17 protein-coding genes and 1 pseudogene are annotated in these 20,499 nt (G+C 39.8%); 4 read left to right on the top strand and 14 right to left on the bottom strand.

Annotated features, from left to right (window positions below; all coding sequences use genetic code 11):
* Positions 1 to 2 precede the first annotated feature (2 nt).
* Positions 3 to 1,169 (top strand): beta-aspartyl-peptidase, encoded by a 1,167-nt coding sequence (iadA, locus tag AC0VZ5_RS05850; protein WP_475474551.1) that lies wholly within the window; start codon positions 3 to 5, stop codon positions 1,167 to 1,169.
* 114 nt (positions 1,170 to 1,283) lie between these two features.
* Here iadA and AC0VZ5_RS05845 read toward each other — a convergent pair whose 3' ends face one another.
* The 3 genes and pseudogenes from AC0VZ5_RS05845 to AC0VZ5_RS05835 form a co-directional block, all read right to left on the bottom strand.
* The gene (locus AC0VZ5_RS05845) at positions 1,284 to 3,557 is read right to left on the bottom strand and encodes a putative bifunctional diguanylate cyclase/phosphodiesterase (protein ID WP_475474550.1); all 2,274 of its coding nucleotides are present in this window, start codon (positions 3,555 to 3,557) and stop codon (positions 1,284 to 1,286) included.
* Between the two features lie 153 nt (positions 3,558 to 3,710).
* Complete coding sequence (locus AC0VZ5_RS05840) at positions 3,711 to 3,983, bottom strand: DUF3240 family protein (protein WP_232735489.1); 273 nt, start codon at positions 3,981 to 3,983, stop codon at positions 3,711 to 3,713.
* Positions 3,976 to 4,182 (bottom strand): annotated as a pseudogene (locus tag AC0VZ5_RS05835) (efflux RND transporter permease subunit); the annotation flags it as partial. The pseudogene AC0VZ5_RS05835 and the gene AC0VZ5_RS05840, both read right to left, overlap by 8 nt.
* A 251-nt stretch (positions 4,183 to 4,433) precedes the next feature.
* Between AC0VZ5_RS05835 and AC0VZ5_RS05830 the strand changes: the two are divergent.
* Positions 4,434 to 5,348: a M14 family metallopeptidase gene (locus tag AC0VZ5_RS05830; RefSeq protein WP_138608851.1), complete on the top strand. Its 915-nt coding sequence runs from the start codon at positions 4,434 to 4,436 to the stop codon at positions 5,346 to 5,348.
* 35 nt (positions 5,349 to 5,383) lie between these two features.
* A complete protein-coding gene (locus AC0VZ5_RS05825) occupies positions 5,384 to 5,800 on the top strand; it encodes a hypothetical protein (RefSeq protein WP_475474549.1) in 417 nt (138 codons plus the stop codon).
* A 21-nt stretch (positions 5,801 to 5,821) separates the two neighbouring features.
* On the opposite strand, the gene ccoG is transcribed toward AC0VZ5_RS05825, so the two are convergent.
* The 10 genes from ccoG to AC0VZ5_RS05775 form a co-directional block, all read right to left on the bottom strand.
* Positions 5,822 to 7,204, bottom strand: a complete 1,383-nt coding sequence (ccoG, locus tag AC0VZ5_RS05820) for a cytochrome c oxidase accessory protein CcoG (protein ID WP_475474548.1) — start codon at positions 7,202 to 7,204, stop codon at positions 5,822 to 5,824.
* Between the two features lie 153 nt (positions 7,205 to 7,357).
* Entirely contained in the window at positions 7,358 to 8,776 is a 1,419-nt protein-coding gene (locus tag AC0VZ5_RS05815) for a sigma-54 interaction domain-containing protein (protein ID WP_475474547.1), read from the bottom strand.
* 56 nt (positions 8,777 to 8,832) lie between these two features.
* Positions 8,833 to 10,134 carry an ABC1 kinase family protein gene (locus tag AC0VZ5_RS05810; protein ID WP_475474546.1) on the bottom strand — a complete coding sequence of 434 codons (1,302 nt, stop codon included), beginning with the start codon at positions 10,132 to 10,134 and terminating at the stop codon, positions 8,833 to 8,835.
* A gap of 64 nt (positions 10,135 to 10,198) precedes the next feature.
* Positions 10,199 to 10,753 (bottom strand): YceB family lipoprotein, encoded by a 555-nt coding sequence (locus tag AC0VZ5_RS05805; RefSeq protein WP_010392868.1) that lies wholly within the window; start codon positions 10,751 to 10,753, stop codon positions 10,199 to 10,201.
* A gap of 90 nt (positions 10,754 to 10,843) precedes the next feature.
* Positions 10,844 to 13,528, bottom strand: coding sequence for a DUF349 domain-containing protein (locus AC0VZ5_RS05800; RefSeq protein ID WP_475474545.1), 2,685 nt, complete (start codon positions 13,526 to 13,528; stop codon positions 10,844 to 10,846).
* Positions 13,518 to 13,799, bottom strand: coding sequence for a YeaC family protein (locus tag AC0VZ5_RS05795; RefSeq protein ID WP_008114080.1), 282 nt, complete (start codon positions 13,797 to 13,799; stop codon positions 13,518 to 13,520). The genes AC0VZ5_RS05800 and AC0VZ5_RS05795 overlap by 11 nt, the downstream gene beginning before the upstream one ends.
* 1 nt (position 13,800) lies before the next feature.
* Entirely contained in the window at positions 13,801 to 14,127 is a 327-nt protein-coding gene (locus AC0VZ5_RS05790) for a hypothetical protein (protein ID WP_008114079.1), read from the bottom strand.
* Between the two features lie 123 nt (positions 14,128 to 14,250).
* Positions 14,251 to 15,753 (bottom strand): alanine/glycine:cation symporter family protein, encoded by a 1,503-nt coding sequence (locus AC0VZ5_RS05785; RefSeq protein ID WP_475474544.1) that lies wholly within the window; start codon positions 15,751 to 15,753, stop codon positions 14,251 to 14,253.
* 361 nt (positions 15,754 to 16,114) lie between these two features.
* Entirely contained in the window at positions 16,115 to 17,242 is a 1,128-nt protein-coding gene (locus tag AC0VZ5_RS05780) for a M14 family metallopeptidase (RefSeq protein WP_475474543.1), read from the bottom strand.
* Positions 17,243 to 17,434: 192 nt separating this feature from the next.
* The gene (locus AC0VZ5_RS05775) at positions 17,435 to 18,877 is read right to left on the bottom strand and encodes a glyceraldehyde-3-phosphate dehydrogenase (RefSeq protein ID WP_010392881.1); all 1,443 of its coding nucleotides are present in this window, start codon (positions 18,875 to 18,877) and stop codon (positions 17,435 to 17,437) included.
* 486 nt (positions 18,878 to 19,363) lie between these two features.
* Between AC0VZ5_RS05775 and AC0VZ5_RS05770 the strand changes: the two genes are divergently transcribed.
* Positions 19,364 to 20,161, top strand: a complete 798-nt coding sequence (locus AC0VZ5_RS05770; RefSeq protein WP_475474542.1) for a DUF2989 domain-containing protein — start codon at positions 19,364 to 19,366, stop codon at positions 20,159 to 20,161.
* A 41-nt stretch (positions 20,162 to 20,202) separates the two neighbouring features.
* Here AC0VZ5_RS05770 and ihfA read toward each other — a convergent pair whose 3' ends face one another.
* The gene (ihfA, locus tag AC0VZ5_RS05765; RefSeq protein ID WP_008114070.1) at positions 20,203 to 20,499 is read right to left on the bottom strand and encodes an integration host factor subunit alpha; all 297 of its coding nucleotides are present in this window, start codon (positions 20,497 to 20,499) and stop codon (positions 20,203 to 20,205) included.

Genomic DNA, 20,499 nt, shown 5'->3' with positions numbered 1-20,499 from the left:
TTATGTTAACTTTAATTCAAGGTGCAAACGTTTATGCACCTACCTACCTAGGCACACAAGATGTTTTAATTGGCGGTGGTAAAATCATTGCTATTGACGAAAATATAATCCTCGACAGCAGTGTACTCGTCAAACGAATTGACGGTAAAAATAAGCTTGTTACGCCGGGGTTTGTTGACTCGTTAGTGCATATTACCGGTGGCGGTGGCGAAGCAGGATTTGCCAGCCGCACCCCTGAAATGAACCTAACCGATGCAACCCTATCGGGCACTACCACAGTGGTGGGCGCACTGGGTACCGACTCAAGCTCACGTACGCTTACCAATTTGGTTGCCAAAGCAAAAGGCCTAAAAGAGCAAGGGCTGAATGTATTTTGCCATACCGGTTCGTATCATTTACCCGCTAAAACTCTTACTCACTCAATCACTGACGACATCATGTATATAGAGGAGTTTATAGGTGTTGGCGAAGTGGCTATTTCTGATCATCGCAGTAGCCAACCTACGGTCCAGCAATTAGCAGAATTGGCAGCCGAGGCCAAAGTAGCCGGTATGCTCAGTGGTAAAAAAGGCACCGTGAGTATTCATGTCGGCCCTGTCGATAGTCACTTAAGTATTTTGCATCAGGTGGCTCAGCAAAGTGATATTAAGCTTAAACAGTTTTATCCTACGCATATGAACCGCAATAAAGCACTTCTTGATGCCGGTATTCACTTTTGTGATCAGGGCGGTACTATCGACTTTACCACCAGCACCACCGACTACGATTTAGCCCATGGTGAATATGCAGCAGCCCATGCCCTTGCCTACTGCTTAGAACAAGGCGTAGCACCAAATCAACTCACTATGAGCTCAGATGGCCATGCTAGTTTACCTATTTTTGATAAAGACTTTAATTTATTAGGGCTTGAGGTGGGCAAAGAGGCATCACTACTGAGTTCGTTTCAGCAAGCAGTCAAAGAATACAACGTCCCTATAGAGCACGCTTTAATGAGCATAACAAGTAACCCTGCCGATATTTTAGGACTTGATAAAGGCCGCCTTAAAACAGCGAGCGACGCGGATGTTGTGCTTCTCGATAAAGAGACCTTAACCCCTGAGTATGTATGGGCTAACGGCATATTAATGGTGCAAAACCGCCACGCGGTTATAAAAGGAGTGTTTGAATAAACTAGAACAGCTCAAATGCTGCTGAAATATTTCAGCAGCATTTAACGCCAAAAAATTCGTTACCCTAGTTTGAAATTTTAATCCGAAAAGGTCGCTAGAACATAGTTATTAAATTCAACTACCTTTCATTGTAGCTGAGTTTTTTGTCATAAAAACAAGACCATTTTCATTTATACATTCAGCATACACCTGAGCACTCATGGGTTTAGAAAAGTAATAACCTTGAAACTCTTTACATCCCATTTCGGACATTATTAAGACCTGTTCTTCGGTTTCTACTCCCTCGGCTACACACTTGATATTGAGTTCATCACACATCACATGCATAGCTTTAACTAAGCTTTTCTGGCGTGTAGAGCGTGTAACCTGACTTATTAAAGAGCGATCCAATTTAAGTTTATCAATAGGGTAATCAGCAAGGCGTGCAATATTTGAGTAGCCAACACCAAAGTCATCCACAGTAATAGAGAACCCCCAATCTTGCAAAGTTTGCATAAGTTTTAGAGAGTGGGCTTGGTTAGCCTCAAGTGATGTTTCGGTAAGCTCTAATTCTATTTGATTCGGTTTTACATTAAAATCCGCCAAATATTTCACCAATTTTGACATAAAGTCAGCTTGGCTAAAATCGAGCAAAGATATGTTTATTGCTATAGGTAAAAGTGGCAAACCAACTTTATTCCATTGGGCAATTTGAGCGCAGACTTTTTGAATAATTAAATCCGTTAATCTACTAATCATTCTGTACTCTTCTGCAATAGGAATAAAGACAGTTGGCGATATATTACCAAGCACAGAGCTATGCCAACGAGCTAATGCTTCAAGCCCAATACATTCACCTTTTGCATTCACTTTAGGTTGATAATGTACTGACAGATCATTTTGTTGCAAAGCTTCATCAAGTAACATGGAAATTTCATACTTTTCCATAAAAGCCTGTGATTGTTTTTGGTTGTAACCACTAAAAGGCAAGTTATAGTCTGCGAGCTTGAGCGCCTCACACGCATTACTAAGAACAATAGCACTATCGTCACCGTGCTCAGGACACTTAGCAAAACCAAATAAAAATGATTGTTGGTAATTAGTACCAAATACATCATAAGTTTGATCTAAAGTGCTTTTAATTTGTATTAATAACTTGTTTTGCTGTTCACTTGAGCTTGAACCAACAATAAAGCAAAGTTTACTACCTTCTATATACGCACAAAGCAAGGGCCCTTCAGGCATTGCTTTTAAGCGCTTATAAGCAGTAATTAGCAATGATTGGGAGTCAGCCTTGTTAAGTTTTAAATTTAAATATTCACTATTTGCGCTTTGTGTGACTATGATATAAAAGCCTTTTTGATATTTAGACGTTAACCTATCGCATTGCATCTCAAACCACTCTCGATTAGGCAATTTCGTCTGCGAGTCTCTAAACCTTAGACGTTTGTTCTCTTGCTCCATCATAGACAAGTTTTGTTTAATTAACTGCTCTTGCGTGCAATCATAAAAGTCATACACTCGGTAATTTGTACTCATTGCTATTTGCTGATAATTACTCTTATAGTAGCGACTCTTATATTCTATGATTTGATTTTTTATATTTAACTCTTTGCTATTAAGTGCAGGGAATAATCCATTAATTCTTACAGCCTTTTCTTTCAAGCTGTTTTTTAATCCGAACATTTCAATAGCATGTTGATTTAAATCTGTAATTACTAAATTTTCGTCGACAATAATTTTAGCTTTATTAGATTCAGTAAATAAGGTGCGATAAAGCTCGTTTTTATCTTTAAGGAAGCTATTAGCATTTAACATGGTTTTGTTTAAACGTTTGGCAGCAACAATTGTTCGCGCAGTAGCCAGTGGAATACAAATATTAAAAAATAAAAATATCAGGCCTGTAATATATAAGTCAGCTTCTGGTAATTGGCTTGATATTCCTGAATAGCCAGATAAATCAACATTATTAATAATCATGTAAAAAGGTATGATGTTTAAAATACCGTAGGCCAAAGCCGTTCTGTAACCGAGTAGCATAAGAGCAATGATGGGACATGAATACATAAACATAGAACCAATCTTTGCAAGCTCTAAGTCAGTTAAAAATAAATTCATTGATAAACTACCGGCAACGATAGTTAATAAAAGTGCGTTTGCACTAAATGTGTAAAATCGCTTACTTGCTAATAAAAGACTAAAAGCAATAGTGAAAAAACTAATAGTAATAACTGCAATGTAAATTAGGTTGAATTCAATTGCGCGGGTGTATGTATAACAAACTACCAAAAAACAGAGCAAAGTAACGAGAGTTAAAATTATCCGCAGTGCACTCACCCGCCAGTGTGCGACTTCATCATGGGCAGTATGATGATCGTTAAGTAAGAAGTACTTATGGAGAAAGTGCATAATAAACAACAATTAATACATGTCATTCAATTAAACATTGATAAGTTGTCAAAATCAATTAAATAAGTCTAATAACTAATCCAATTGAAGTGACTCTCAAAGTTAGTCTAACATATGGTAACTATCCAATATGCTCACTTTCATAAACCGGGGTTACCCAATATTTAACGGTGTGTACTTACAAACAGGGCTTAGCGCCGTTTTTAGTATGGCAAGTTCAGATAATAAAATATGCACCTCAAATTGATAAAAACTACGATACCCTTCTACTTGCTCGGCAATATCAAACTCGTTATGCTCTTTACTATAGCCTTGAATTTTTTTTAAGGTAAAGCCGGTAATGAAGCCTATGCCTATTAATATATCAACCACGTCATCTTTTATGTTTGTAGGTGCATTTAGGGTAAAAAGTAACTGTTCAGCCATGTTTTTTCTCCAACCAGCCATAAAAGATAGGTAATAAATAAAGTGTTGTAATAGTTGAGGTAATTAACCCGCCAATAACCACGATAGCTAATGGTTTTTAAATTTCAGCTCCTGGCCCTGTTGCAAACACCAGCGGCAATAAACCAAACATGGCAATTGTCGCGGTCATTGCTACAGGGCGTAGCCGCCTACTTGCACCATCTAAAATGTACTGTGTTACATTTACAGCAAAGCCGGTGTAGAGGGCAGACATGAGTTTGCCGCACAGTTTTTAAAAGACTTTATGCAACAAAGGCACTATGCGCATTCAAGCTCAGCCATTAACTAATGCAGTGACTATCGCATATACTTGCGCGCTATTTTAGTCAGCGTTAAGCTAACGCTTTATTTTCGTCATTATGGTCTATGTGCTCTATAGCCCGCAGAGATAATTCAACGTAAAGGTTTAATATGAATAACAGTAGTTACCCAATTGGTACGCCTGGTGAGAAGTGGAACAACAATAATAAAATCCAATGGCTTGAGGCACAAAAAATTAAGCGAAGCTATCAACAAGAAGTCGTAACATTAATTGATGAACTTAAAAGCACTCTAGAAGTACAGCAATACGGTGAGCTTAATTATGCCGCAGGTAGCTACCCTTTGTACGCGTTAAAAACCACTAATTTTGATACAAACAAAGCCACTGTTTTAATTACTGGCGGCGTACATGGCTACGAGACCAGTGGTGTTCATGGCGCTTTAAGATTCGCTAAAACATTGGCAAATAAGTACGCTGAGCACTTTAATATTGTAATTACCCCCTGTATTAGCCCATGGGGTTATGAAACGATTAATCGTTGGAACCCAGATGCGGTAGACCCTAACCGCTCTTTTTATCAGGGCAGTCCAGCACAAGAATCAGCGGCAGTGATGAACTATGTGCAATCTTTAAATACTGATTTAATCGCGCATATCGATTTACATGAAACAACAGATTCGGATAACAGTGAATTTAGACCTGCACTTGCAGCACGCGAAGGCAAAGTAAACACCAACTGGAACATTCCTGATGGCTTTTATTTAGTGGCTGATAGCAACAAACCAGAGCCTGCTTTTCAAAAAGCAATTATTGAACATGTTGAAAAAGTAACGCATATTGCACCTAGCGATGAAAATCAGCAATTAATTGGTGTACCACAAGCGCAATTTGGGGTAATTAATTACGCGGCCCGTGATTTAGGCCTATGCATGGGATTTTCTGAAGCTGCATATGTCACCACCACTGAAGTATATCCAGACAGTGCAACGGCTAACCCTGAAGAGTGTATATTAGCGCAAGTTGCTGCAATTTCAGGTGCCTTAGACTACATTATTAATAAGTGACCAATGCAGTAAATAATCAATAAAAGGGGCGGCTATTGAAATTTGAAAATAACTACGGCAGTTATAGCTTGCGCGTTGAAGGTAATATAGTTATTGGGCAGTTTAAAGGTAACTTAAACCCTCAGTTATTAAATCATTTTAAAGCCGCTTTATTAAATAGCATTGAACCATTTAAACATTTGTCTTGGGGTTATATTAGCCACTCTCCAGAAGTGATTGCTGCTACCCCCGATGCTGAAAAAAACATGATAGATGTAAGCCAAACAATGGGGATTAATAACTGTTTGATCAGTGCGTTTGTCCTCACCTCGCCTATTGCTATAAGGCAATTGCAGCGGATTATGCACAGCTCTGGCCGTGATGCTCATTTACAAGAGTGCTTGTTTGATGATTTTCAAAGCGCCAAAAAATTTGTAATTAAGCAGCTAGCCCTAGCCGAGTCAGGTTGTTAACTGGCTAGGACTCATACTTTATTAATTTTTATAAAACTGGCTGTCTTTGGTAATAGTAATTTCAGGATCCTCTTGCGAAGTAATCACAAAACTCAGCTTGCTCACTTTGCGTGCTAAATCGTAGCCGTCTGCAGTCACCGTTACCGGCACACTTTTCATCAGCCCAGGCTCTACTAATATTGCATTTGGGCTTTGCAATGTAGCCCCCTCTAAACCGCTAATTGAAATTGAATAATGCAGCGGTTGCTGAGTTTTATTGATAATAGTGAGCGTGTAAGGGTTTTCAACTAAGCCTTCGTAATTTACCCGGTACAATGCGTTTCTATCTCTAAGTACTGAGGCTTCTATAGGGGTACGTTGTAACATCCATGCAAACATAGATAAAATTAATAGCGCAGTTAACGCCCCATAGCCTACAAGTTTAAGCCTAAATGGATTCGTTTTTTGCCCTGCCATTTGCTTTTCACTGGCGTATTTAATTAAGCCTTTTTCGTAGCCAAACTTATCCATGGTGTCGTCACAAGCGTCAATACATAAACCACAGTTAATACATTCATATTGCAAGCCATTGCGAATATCAATCCCTGCAGGGCATACTTCCACACATAAGTTACAGTCTACGCAATCACCTAAATTAAGCGCTTTAGGATCAGCTTTGCGTTTACGTGGGCCGCGATTTTCACCCCGTTCGCTATCGTAAGTAACCACCAGCGTATCTTTATCAAACATAACCGATTGAAAGCGCGAATACGGACAAGCCACAGTACACATTTTTTCACGCAAAAAGCCCGCATTTCCATAAGTACAAAACGCAAATAAAAATACCCAAAAACAGGTGATCCCAGACCACTCTAAATTTAACATTTCGAGGTACAAGGTTTTAGCGGGGATAAAATACGCTAAAAATGAGGTCGCCGTGAGCACCGAAATAACCAGCCAAGCACTGTGCTTAGTGATTTTTTTTCGCCATTTGGAAATATCCCAAGGGCTCTTATCAAGCTTAATACGCTGGTTACGCGTACCCTCTATACGTTGCTCAACCCAAGAAAACATTAACATCCAAATGGTTTGTGGGCAGGTATAACCACACCATACTCTGCCAAGCCAGTTGGTAACAAAAAATAGGGCAAACGCTCCCACCATAAACAGCATGGCTAAAATCATAAAGTCTTGAGGGAGCAAGGTAAGGCCAAAAATAGTAAATTTTTGGGTGGCCACATCCAATAAAACCGCTTGCTGGCCGTTATATTGAACCCACGGAATGGCAATAAAACTCAGCATTAACAACCAGCCTAAATTGCGACGTATACGTTGAAAAAAACCTTTTTGCTCGCGTATATAAATTGGCCCCTCTTCTTTATAGGGCTTTATGATCATGTCTTCTTCTTTAATATCAAACTTCATGCTACTTACTTCATAGTGACGGGTACTAAACAAGTATTTGCAACTTTCAGACCACACTGAAAGTTAAACTAAAGCATTGATATTAAATGATTTTAAAAATAAAACCGAACTATAATATCGCGATATTTAGCGGTTATCGCGATATATCACGAGTTAACTCTGACGACGCAGTCCTAACTTTTGCATTTTTGAGCGTAAGGTGCTCTCTGGTAAGCCCAACTTATTTGCCGCGCCTTGTTCACCTGCAATTTTCCAATTACACAGTGCTAATACGCTGCTTATATGCTGTTTTTGTGCTTCATCAAGTGTAAGCGTTGGGTTTATGGCGTTATCATCGTCCGCTGTAAGCGACTGACTTAACTGTAATGTAGAGTGTTTAGATAAAATAGCTTCTCGTTCGAGTACATTTTGTAGCTCTCTAATGTTACCTGGCCAGTCATAGGCTTGTAATTGCCTGATCGCTTTTTTACTTAACCCTTGTAATTGCTTACCTAAGCGCTTGTTTATTTGTGCAATTAAGTTTTGACACAAGTAAGGAATGTCTTCTTTTCGTTCTTTAAGTGCAGGCACGTGAATAGGAAACACATTTAAACGGTAATATAAGTCCATTCTGAATTGACCTGCTTGTACCATTTCCCACAAGTTACGGTTGGTTGCAGCAATGATGCGAATATCAACCTTTAGGGTTTGACTACCGCCAACGCGTTCAAATTCACGCTCTTGTAATACCCTTAATAGCTTACTTTGGGACTCTAACGGCAGCTCTGCGACTTCATCTAAAAATAAGGTGCCGTGATCGGCAAGTTCAAAACGTCCTTTACGACGCTCGTTAGCGCCAGTAAACGAGCCCCTTTCATGTCCAAAAAGTTCTGACTCTAATAAACTTGGAGTGAATGCCGCACAATTTACTTTTATAAATGCTTGTTCGTTGCGTTTACTGAGACGGTGTAAGTTACGCGCTACCAACTCTTTGCCAGTGCCATTTTCACCAAGAATGAGTACGGTGCTGTCGGTTTCACTCACTAACTGTATTTGATCTAACATGCGTTGGAATACAGCGCTGTGGCCAACCAGTCCTGAATCTTGCCAATCCTCATTAAGCTCGGCAATAAGGTAATCGTTCTCATCTTTTAGCTGCTCGCTTAGATGCTTTACTTGAGCTAACGCTTCGTGCAACTGGGTTTGGGTTTGCTGTTGTGCTGATATATCGCGAAATACTGCCACAGCACCAATAAGCTGGTTATTTTTATAAACGGGAGTGGAGGTGTACTCAACGGCAAAGGCACTACCATCTTTGCGCCAAAATACTTCGTTTTTTACTTCGCGGCGTTTGCCATCAAACATAGTGCAATAAATTTGGCACTCATCGGCAGGGTAAGGGGTGCCATCGGCATGACTATGATGATGATATTGATGTATTTTTTTTCCTAATAATTCATCGGCCGTCCACCCAGTCATTCGCTCTGCAGCTGGGTTTACAAATACCGCATTACCGGACAAATCAAATCCATATATGCCCTCACCCACCGCATTGAGCAATAAGGTAGGATCGTTTAAAAAGTTTTTTATCATAATACAACCTCGCGAAATATCGCGAGCATTATGCCAATTTTACCCTGCTTTAGCACTTAATAATGGCTAAATAACGCCTTAATATTTATTTTGGCGTCTAAACGCGCTGCAATTAAATATAAGCCAGCTAATTTACGGTGAATAAACAATGCATCCACAGGTGGAGTATGCCACTGCTGCGACTGTGCACTTAATTGCATTCCAGCATCTTTGATGTTGCTAGCAAGTTCACTGTTTTTAAAATCAAACTCACCATTATAGCGAAGTGGCTCGCAAGCCATTAAAAATAAATCAATTACTCTTTCTTTATAGTCATCTTTTAGAGCGTCTTTAAAATAGCCAATAGCAGTGGCAGCATTGAGCACGCCTTCACGATCATTATTACTGCCAGCTTTAAACAGGGCTAAATAGGCATCACTTAGGGTAGCTGTAATTTCTCGGGTGGCACCAAAATCAAATAACACAATTTTTTGTGACTCTGGTTGGTAATGAAAATTAGCAAAGTTGGGGTCGGTTTGAATTAACTTAAACTCAAACATTTCTTTAAAGAACAGATCAATTAGTTGCTCTGCAACAAAGCATCGCTCAGCAGCCGGTAAATCACAAATACTTTCTATGGGTTTGGCGTCAACAAACTCCATTGTAAGTACCTGTGCAGTACTGTGCTCTACATACACACTAGGCACTTTAAAGTTGGTGTTAGTCGATAATAAGTTTTTATAGCGTGCTAAATACTGTGCTTCTAGGGTGTAATCAGCCTCAGCTAGTAACTGCGCTTTCGCTTCTTCAACTAAGGGTTTTATATCCAATTCTTTAGGTAATAATCGCGATAAAGTAAGTAAAGTGATCACATTATCTACGTCGCTTACCACACTTTTAGAAATACCTGGATATTGAATTTTAACCGCTAATTGATCACCATTTTCTATATAAGCTAAATGAACCTGCCCAATTGATGCAGCTGCAAACGGCCTTAGTTCAATATGAGAAAAACGCGATAACCAGTCATCCCCCCATTGCTCTTTTAGCACGCTCACTAATTGCTTATGTGGCATTGGGTTGGCATCGGCACGCAACAAAGACAGTAACTGCGCAAGCTCGGGAGTTAATAAGTCGCCAGCATCCATTGAAAGTAACTGCCCAAGCTTCATTGCCGCACCGCGAAGGTGCGACAGCTGAGTGGCTAAGTTTTCAATATTTTTCGGCTGGAGTAATAAGCTTTTATTATCCCAGCCTTTACCACTAAGCGCACTTTTGGCACCACCTACTAACATATTTGTGGCAACACCTGTGGCTAATGAGCCTAACTTTGCAAATCGTGAAAGTCGAGAGGTGGGAACGGATCGCTCATTAGCCATAATTAACCTAATCTATTAATAATAAGGTCAATTAATACGTTTTATTACGCTTATTAGATCTAAATTATAACCGAGGTACTAGCTTAATCGCGCCTTCGACTACTTTTAAATCTAAGGGTAAATTACTTAACAGTGCCATTTTAGGGTCGTTCATATTTAACTTATAAACAGGGTTAACCGCTAAAAATGCATTCATGACATCCATCGCCTCATTATCCAGCACTTCTAAATTACCTTTAAAACCCCCTGCATCGATACTTGAATCGCGTAACTTAACATTACGTAAAAATACGGCTTTTTTCTCGCTATCATAAAAAGGCGTGCCTTGTATTTGTAACTTTAAACGCACAGGATACTTTAATGCAAAGGCATTAATCTCGGCGCTCGAATCAGCACCTAATAAAACATAATCACTGTTGTCGGGACCAATATTAACGCTTAAATCATTTACATCAAACTGCACAGGTAAGCCCATCAGGCTAACTTTTTCACTTAGTTTAGGTAACTCTTTATTTAGTAACGACTCAACCTCTGAATTTGTAAATGAATAAACTGAAATACCCTGAGTGCTGTTACAGGCAGTTAAAAATAATAGTGAAATAAAAACAAAAATTTTCATACAAAACCCTATTCATTAATCGTATCGGCAGTAAGTAGCCATAATAAAAAACCGCTTTAATAGCGGTTTTTTTATTTTAGTTGATAAAAGTTAATTTACAGCAAAAATAACTTTTAACCTTGCTAGTGTGTCAGTTTTGACTGAACCTTCGCTGAGTGCAATTAATTGCTTTAAATAATAGTTTAAATCAGCGTGGTCTCCACGGTGCTTGTCATCTAGCATTGCCACTTGCTCAACCATTCTTTGCGCTGAGTCATGCGAACTCACGTTGGCTAGTATTTCCATACGCGTTAGCAACTGCTCGATACTTAATGACGTTTTTACCACACCAGTATACTGACTTGGCACTGGTTCATTATTCTCAAGCGCAACAAATAATGCGTTTAAGTTAGCTTGTTCGTTTTTGGCGGCTAATCCGGTTAGCTTTTCATCTATAGCTGACAATAAAGCGGATACTTTAGGCGTTAACGATTTAAATGGCATATACCCTTTAACTTTGGTTTGCAGATCAAGTAATTGGGCTTTACCTTCAACACTATTTAAAGCCGCTTCGAGCTCATTTAGTTCGGCTGTTGCTAGCTTATCTGATTCACCTTGCTCGCGTTTTTGCTGCTCAAACTCTTCGCTGCGTTTAGTGAATGTTGCATCATTAAACTCACGGAATTTTTGCCATAGTGCATTCTCAGCTTTTAAGCCTGCAAACCCTATACTCTGCCATTGTTGCTGTAACTGCTTTAACTGCTGACACGCCTCTGCTAGGTTTTCACTTTGAGATAGCTGTTGCGCTTGCTCAACGAGCTCATTTTTAAGTGCGGCATTGCCTTTATGAAACGCATTAAGTGAAGATACAACTAGCTGCTGTTCTGCCTTATAACGCTCGTTTAAAATTCGGTATGTTTTAGGATCAACTTTACCTACACTACGCCATGCTTTTTGTAATCGGTTGTAGTGGCTTTCAAATTGTTTCCAATCTAAATCAGCACCCTTTGTCGCTTGTAAATGCAATGCATGCATTTGCGCTATTAGTTGCTCACGCTCTACTTTAGCCGCTTCACGCTGGATTTCTTGCTCTGCGAAATAACTACGACAAGGTGCGAACAATAGCTCAATTTTTTCATCAAACTCATTACCTTGCTGCTTTTCTTGCTCTGTATCAAGGCGCCCTAGTTCATTCCAACGCTTACGCAATACTTTAACTTGATCAGCACGCTGTTGTGGATCGTTACAAGGCTCATCAACTAACAGTGTTACTTCTTCTAAAAGTGCAGTGCGTTTAGGGGCCGCTGCATACTTTTGCCAATCTTTAGCATCAGCTAGCTGCGCTTCTAGGTCAGCTTTTAAGTTAACCAACGGCTGTTGGTATTTCTCAGTTAGCGCATTAAATAGCTCTTCGAAGCCTTTAAATACACCAAATGCAACATTAAAACGCCCTTCTTCAATTAAACGTTTAACATCGCGCGCTTTTCTCTTAGCTTGGCTTTGGGTTTTTTCTAGCGGCTTAGTGAGTTCGCTCATTGCGGCTAAAAACTGCTTCTTGTGGCTGTTAAGCTGAGCTTTGAATGACGCTTGTAAATCAGTACTAAGTACATTTAGCTGACTACGTGCAGTTTTAAATGTGTCATTGAACGCTGTTAACTGTTGATCGTAATCGCTAAGTTGCTCTGCAGGTTTTATTTCACTAAGCGCATTGTAGGCAATTTTATATTCTTTAATCGCCGTAGTTAGCTCAGGTAACTTAGCAACTTGTGAGAATAGCTGCTCAAGCTTATTAATCACTTGTTTTGATTGCTGATCAGCCACCAGTTGCGTTTTATCTAGCGTGTCTTTCGCTTGCGCTACTTTGGCATTTAGCCAATCTTGCTGAATTTGCTCTGGCGTTTCTAATCCTAACTGTAATGCATTCTCAATTTCTTCACTTAATGCTTCTAACGTAGCTAACGCTAACACTTGGCGCTGTTGTTGCGCTAAACGTTGCTGCTCTACTTCGTGCTGCGCTTTCAATGTGGCAATGTGAACATCAAGCTTATCGGTAATTGAAATATATTTAGCATCAAGGGTTTTTACATGTTCTTCGTTTAGCCATTTTAACTCTAGTGCTTGCCACTGTGCCATAAGTTCGGCGGCTTGTGGGTCAACAATAGCGTAGTCGTGTTTATCACGCAGTGCATTAAGCTTGGCTAAAATAACACGGGTAGCATTTTCAACTTGCGCTGGCATTTCAAGCGCTAAACGCTCGTTTTCAAGATGGCTTTCAAGGGCCGTTTTAGCTTCACCTTGAGCATGCTTTAACAAAGCTTTAGTTAACTGCTGTGTAATGACTAAGTCAACTAACTGCTTTTGCAGCTCTTCATTGGCTTCTTTAAAGGCTTTTTCAATCAGTTTAGGGTTTGCTAGGCGTTTTAATAACTTTACTCTTACTTGTAACTCTTTTTCTGCAAATGCCAGTTTTTCAAGGGTTTTAACCGGTGCAAAACGTTCAATGTACTCATTTTTAATCTGCGCCGATAAGCTACTTTCACTGTTTAATACAGCAGACGATATTTGCTGCTCAGCTACATCTTTTAATGCCTGATCTTGCTTGTAAGCTTTCCACCAAAGCGGTAAATCGTTTACTTTTTGCAGTGCTTTACGGCGAATTTCAGCCGATGAGTCTTCAAGCGCTAAGGTACTTAAAATTGTTACGTCGCGTGCTACATCAAGTTTTTCAATCGCATCTAAACGAACTTGTTGCTTCGGGTGTTTCCATTTTGGTGTAAAAAGGTGTTTAAAGATCATTTTCACTGAACCTAGCTATTTCGTTATCTGATTTAAATTCTTTTTGTAGTTGCGCTTTGGTTTTTTGGATCATTTCTCCATCTGCACCAATGGTAAACTGCTCGTTTGATTGTGCAACTTTTGCTTGATACAACATCACAAGTTGCACTGTTTGTTGTTTTTGTTCATCTGATAAAGGTGTGCCATCTGGCCACTTTCCTGTTGATGCACCATATTGCAGACGCTCAAATAATTCTGGAGTAATATTCTGTACTAGGTTGTCAATATTCATGTCATTTTTTCTTTTTCAGAGTCACTAAAATAATACGGTTAATAAGGTACCAAATACAGCCAATGCCTATGGCTGAGGTATACGCATACCACTGAAGTGTTTTTTCTTGAGGTTGTAGGAAGTACAAACAAAAGAAGCCACCTAAAAATAAGATCAGCGCTAAAAAGGAGTGGTTCATAAACATTTGCTGCTTTTTAATTCGCTGCTCACGTTGAAGTTGTTGAACTTGCTCGGCATTTAATTCAGCAACGTTACTTTGGCAATGTGGACACTGCGGATGTTTATCTGAAATTGATTTTGCACATTTGGGGCAACGAATAATCGCCATACATCTCTCTCCATACTACGCATAAAAAAAGCGCCTTTCGGCGCTTTTCATTGTACTTGTTTTATTGCTCTTTGTCTTTTTTGAATTTAACCCAATAGTTCATATTAGGTTATTAAGGTCTGTTTATTCAGCGTCTTTTGATTGCTTTTCAAGACGCTTTTCCCAGAAGGTAGCATTTTTAATCCCTAATTTAACGGGATCAAACGTAATTTTTCCACCTTTTTTCTTCTGGTCTTCATAATCACTCAAACATGTTAAAGCCGGTTTAGCGACAAAGAAAATAGCTAATATGCCCAATATGTTTATCCACGCCATTAAGCCAACGCCTATGTCGCCAATAGTCCATATATAACCTGAGCTGTTAACCATGCCGTAAGCTACCATAAACATAATGACAAGTTTTACAGCTACAAGCGGAATACTTCCTTTAAAGTAGCGGTTTAGGTACGCAATATTCGTCTCAGCAATGAAGTAGTAAGCCAGTATGGTAGTAAAAGCAAAGAAAAATAAGGCGATGCCTACAAACGCTTCCCCAAAGCCACCAAATACACTAAACAACGCCATTTGGGTGAACGCTGCTGAGCCCACTTCAGTTGCTGCATCAACGTTTTGTACAATGAATTGACCCGCAGGTAATTCACCAACAATGTTGTATTGCTGCGTTATTAAAATCATTAATGCCGTTGCTGTACATACAAAAAGTGTATCAACATAAACAGAAAAAGCTTGCACTAAACCTTGCTGTGCAGGGTGATCAACCTCTGCCGCCGCAGCAGCATGAGGGCCTGTACCTTGACCCGCCTCATTTGAGTATATTCCACGCTTAACACCCCAGCCAATTGCGGCACCAAAACCTGCTTGAGCTGTAAATGCATCACCAATGATGAGCGAGAAAATACCTGGTATTTTGTCTAAGTTTATAAATACCACAATTAAGGCCAGTACGATGTAACCAAGCGCCATAAATGGCACAACAATTTGCGTAAAGTTAGCAATGCGCTTTATACCACCAAAAATAATAAACGCTAAAACAATAAGAATAATAGCCAACGCAACGAGTTTAAAGCTGCCTACGTCACCAAAACTTGTAGAGACCATAGTGCCATCACCAAATACTTGAGTGAATGCATTACCTACAGCGTTTGCTTGTACGCCTGGTAAGAAAACCCCACAGGCTATAATTGCCGATACAGCAAATAAAACAGCCAGCCACTTTTGCCCCAAGCAACGGTCAAAATAATAGGCTGGACCACCGCGGTATTGGCCGTCTTCTTCTAATTTATAAATTTGACCTAATGTGGATTCTGCGTATGCAGTGCTTGCACCTAAAAAAGCAACAACCCACATCCAAAAAATAGCGCCCGGGCCACCAAAACCAATTGCGGCTGCAACACCGGCAATATTACCAACCCCTACTCGGCCAGATAACGAGACCGCAAGGGCTTGAAAAGACGAGATCCCTTTCTCAGAAGTGTTAGGGCTAAATAATAGCTTACACATTTCTTTAAAATGTCTAACTTGAGCAAATCGAGTTAGCACTGAGTAAAATAAGCCTGCGCCAAGGCATAAATAGATGAGTGCATTACTCCAAACAACATCATTAACGGCGCTTACAAAAGCTTCCATGAACATCCTCACAGTTATATTTATTATTATTAATTACCATACTCTGCTATTCAGAATACCTGTCATAAGCTTTACGAAATAAGGGGTTAATCTTTTCCGTCTTTCTTATTGTTTAATTTATATTAACTTAAGTGCCCAACCTTGTTAACAGTTAATTTTCAAAACAACTCACTATAGACTTGTCGATGACGTTTTACGCAGTGCAGGTTGATATAGACTATGCGGTTTTAAATCTGCCGAGAAGGTGTATTGGAATGTTTTGGTGCTGTGGTGGGTAAATGAATTTTATTTTCTGGTACGGCCGGTTTAGCTTAAAATAAAAAGGGCATCAAAATTATTGATACCCTTTAAAACAAGCGTTTTATCTTAAGTTGTCTACAACATTAACAATGGCTGCTAAAGTGTCTTGACCAAATTGATATGAACGACGATCTGACCAGCCGTAATCTGGATCTGGTAAGTCATTATTATCTTTAAATGGCATTTCAACGGTGTAAGTTAGTGCTTTAAATTCTTCAGCGGTCGCTGATGAGCCTACTGTTAAATTAGCTTGACCTGGTTCGTCTTTATCGTAGCCATGCGTATCTTGAAACTCTGGAGTAATAGTTAAAAGCGCGGCTTTAAAGCTGTCTTCAAGGCCTTTTAGGCGTGCATCATAGCTTGGTATGCCTTCACTACCGGCAACAAAGTTATATGGAATGGCTTCATCCCCGTGAATGTCTAGGTGCATGTCTAAGCCTGCTTCGCGCATTTTATTAAGCACCAAGTAAACTTCAGGGCTGTTTTCCATGCTTGGCGTTTGCCATTCACGATTTAAGTTAACCCCTTTAGCATTGGTACGTAAGTGACCACGTGCACTACCATCTGGATTCATATTTGGTACTACATAGAATACCGCTTTTGATAGTAAGGCTGCAGCATGTGGGTCTTCATCGTCAAGTAGCTTGTGTAATAAGCCTTCTACAAACCACTCTGCCATAGTTTCACCTGGGTGTTGGCGAGCCGTAACCCAAATGACTTTTTTATCTGCACTTGGCTGGCCAATCTTAAGCACGCTCATATCACGCCCATCGAGGGTTTGACCTAGTGTTTCTAGTTGGCAAATTTCTTGGCTTTGTGCCCATGATAATAAATCTAAATGACGGTCGTAGCTATATGGAGCGAAATAGGCGAAGTAAACGCTGCTGCACTCAGGCTCAAGCTCAAATGTTAGTGTGCCATTTTCATACGAAGACGGTACACGAAACCATGTTTGACGGTCGTATGAGGCAACGGCTTGGTAGTCTACCCAACCATCTGGGTATGCAGACTTATCAAGATTATTAATATTTAACTGATGTAATTGATAAGGCGTTGTTTCAAGACGAAAGTGAAACCACTGATAAAACTCAGACTGATGATCTTTATTAATTTCTAACTGAATATTTAACGGATCGGTGGCTTTAATAACTTTAATATTACCACTGTCAAAATTGCTACTGATTTTCATTACAACAAACCTATTAGTTAACTGTGTGTCTTGACCAAAGGATTTAGCCAAGAGGTAAGTACGTATTAATGCACTTTAAACGGTTATTACTACGTACTCAATTTAATAAAGCGTACCATAACCACTACACTTTAAAAATCTTCAGACCTAAAAAAGCCAGCAAGTGCTGGCTTTTTTTAATTGCTCAAGTGTTTATCGAGGTAAACTTGGGAATGAGACTTCTGCCATATCGCGCATACAGCGAACTACCTGACAGCTATAACCAAACTCATTATCGTACCATACGTAAAGTACAACACGGTTTTCATCAACAATCGTTGCTTGAGAATCAACAACACCTGCGTAACGGCTACCCACTAAATCGGTAGACACGATTTCAGTTGATGCTGTGTAATCGATTTGATCACGTAGGTCTGAGTGAAGTGCTGTTTCACGTAAAAACGCATTAAGTTCTTCAACCGTCGTGCTCTTTTCAAGATTCAAGTTTAAAATAGCTAATGATACGTTTGGTGTAGGTACACGAATTGCGTTACCTGTTAGTTTACCTTCAAGCTCTGGTAATGCTTTAGATACCGCTTTAGCTGCACCTGTTTCAGTGATAACCATGTTAAGTGCCGCAGCACGACCACGACGTTCTGCTTTGTGGTAGTTATCAATTAAGTTTTGGTCATTAGTGTATGAGTGAACTGTTTCAACGTGACCATTCTTAATACCAAACTGATCGTTTAATGCTTTCAATGTTGGCGTTATTGCATTAGTTGTACAGCTTGCAGCACATACAATTTTATCTTCAGGTAAAATATCTTGGTTATTTACACCGTAAACGATATTTTTAATGTTGCCCTTAGCTGGCGCTGTTAATAATACTTTTGCAGCACCTTTAGATTCTAAGTGTTGACCAAGACCAGCTTCATCTTTCCAAATACCAGTGTTATCAACAACAAGTGCGTTTTCGATACCGTAGGCACTGTAATCAACTTCGCTTGGCGAATTAGCGTAGATAACTTGAATGTAGCTACCATTAGCTTTAATAGCATTACGTTCTTTATCAATGGTAATTGAACCATTGAACGGACCGTGGATAGAATCACGACGCAATAAGCTTGCACGTTTTTCTAAATCGCCGTCTTTACCACCACGCACAACAATAGCGCGTAGGTTTAAGTCGGCGTATGGGCCTGACTTTTCAATTAGCAAACGTGCTAATAAGCGGCCGATACGACCAAAGCCGTAAAGTACTACGTCACGTGGCGCTTTAGGCTCAGAATTAACAATTTCAGCTAGCTCGTCTTTAACAAACTCTTCTACTGAACGGCCATTCGCAGCATCTGTGTATAAATAGCTGTATGCTAATTTACCAATATCGATACGGGCAGAATTTAATTCCATTTTGCTGATAGCTTCTAAGAATGGGAAGCTTTCACGTAGGCGAAGTTTAGTTCCTTCAAACTGGGCTACTGATTTATGAGACTTAATAATATCAATAGTGCTTGAGTTTACTAATGGACGGCCGTAAACAGCGATTTCAATACCACGATTACGGTACAATTTACCAATAATTGGTTGCATGCTTTCAGCGTAATCTTGACGTTCTTGCCAGCTACTTGTGTATTCTAACTCGTGAGATGAGGTCATTTTTTTTACCTAATTAAACAATTTTGAACGGATAGCCTAAGAATGTATCGAATTTTGAGAGCAACACATTCCTTCGGGCAGGCCTATTCTAATTTAATCTCATTTTATTCTCTACTGTTAGAGACTAAAGTTTAGGCTAGAATAATATTATATGAGGGTCTGTTGACCTTTGCGGATTAAAATTTGTTCAAACTAGGGGCAGCTTAATCGCGGCGCGAGGTTTGTAACCTAGTGGGCTAAGTCAAAACCGAGCAAAGCTTCCGCGTCCTGCTCACGCCCCTTACCTACATCCATGTAGGCAACAAAGAGTAAATCGCCCTTAGGCAGAACCCTTCGGGCAGCGCCTGTTTGGCATTGATGCTGCGTTATCGCCTATTTATGGGGAATAACCACACCACATAGGCTCTGCCTTGCCTCTATACCAAACAGACTGCTGCAAATTCAACCTTGAAAGGTCAACAGACCCTAATAAATTGAGAGACTCGGATGGCTTTTAAGCGCATAACCCTCACTTTTGCATTGTTGCTTGCAGGGTGTGAAGAATCTTTTACCGTTGAAGATGTTTGTGCGCAATCACCCGCCATATGCAATGACCTTAACCACGATAGCCACTGTAAGGCACTGCGAGAGCGTACTATTTTTTCTCGCTACCGCGAATCCTTACAACCAACCGATGAGAACAAATATCAACTACTCAAAGCGTTTGAGCATTACAACCAATGTATTGGCTTAGCCGCTAATATTCAGCATATAAAACTAAAAGGTAAAACTACCGCCCGTCGACGAGCCTACCTCACCAGTAATAGAGAAATGGCACGTATTTATCAGCAAACACATGCAACCACTCACCCTGGCCTACTCTATTACCATTGGTCAAGAAACAATGATGAAACGGCACTCACCCGGCTACTTGCTCTAGAAAATACCCCCGCGGTGGAAACAAGTGCTGAAATGCAATTTTATTTAGCGTCTTATTACATTAAAGTTGATGAGCAAAAAGCGATTGGTTTTTTATACAACACATTGGCGTTAAATCAAGCTAAGCAAATACCTGATCCAGAAATTTACACCTCTTTAATTAGTCTTTTTTACAAGCACCACCAATATAAGCACGCGTACATTTTTGCCAAAATAGCAGAGCTTTCTGGAATAAAAAATATCGATATATTATTAATTGAGCAGCAATTAATAGCACAAGAAAAGAATTTAGACAGTTTAGATGCTCTCGCCGAGCAAACATTACACCAAATAAACCAAGGAAAATTTATTTCTCCCCGGAAATAATACAACAGATACAAAAAAGGCAGCTTGCGCTGCCTTTTTGTTTATTTTTTGCTTGTGCCTACTTCGACACGGGTCTTTAACTTTTGCCCCGGCCTAAAAGTAACTACGCGACGCGCTGAAATTGGAATATCTTCTCCCGTTTTCGGATTACGTCCCGGTCTTTCTTTCTTATCTCGAAGATCAAAGTTACCAAATCCAGAGAGCTTAATCTGCTCGCCTTTTTCAAGCGCTGAGCGGATTTCTTCAAAAAACGCTTCAACTAAATCTTTGGCATCTTTTTTATTGATCCCGAGCTTTTCAAATAGGTGTTCAGCTATGTCGGCTTTAGTAAGCGCCAT

The organism is Pseudoalteromonas sp. QJM3NY_12 (genome assembly GCF_056173165.1).
This window is presented reverse-complemented; position numbering and strand designations above follow the sequence as displayed.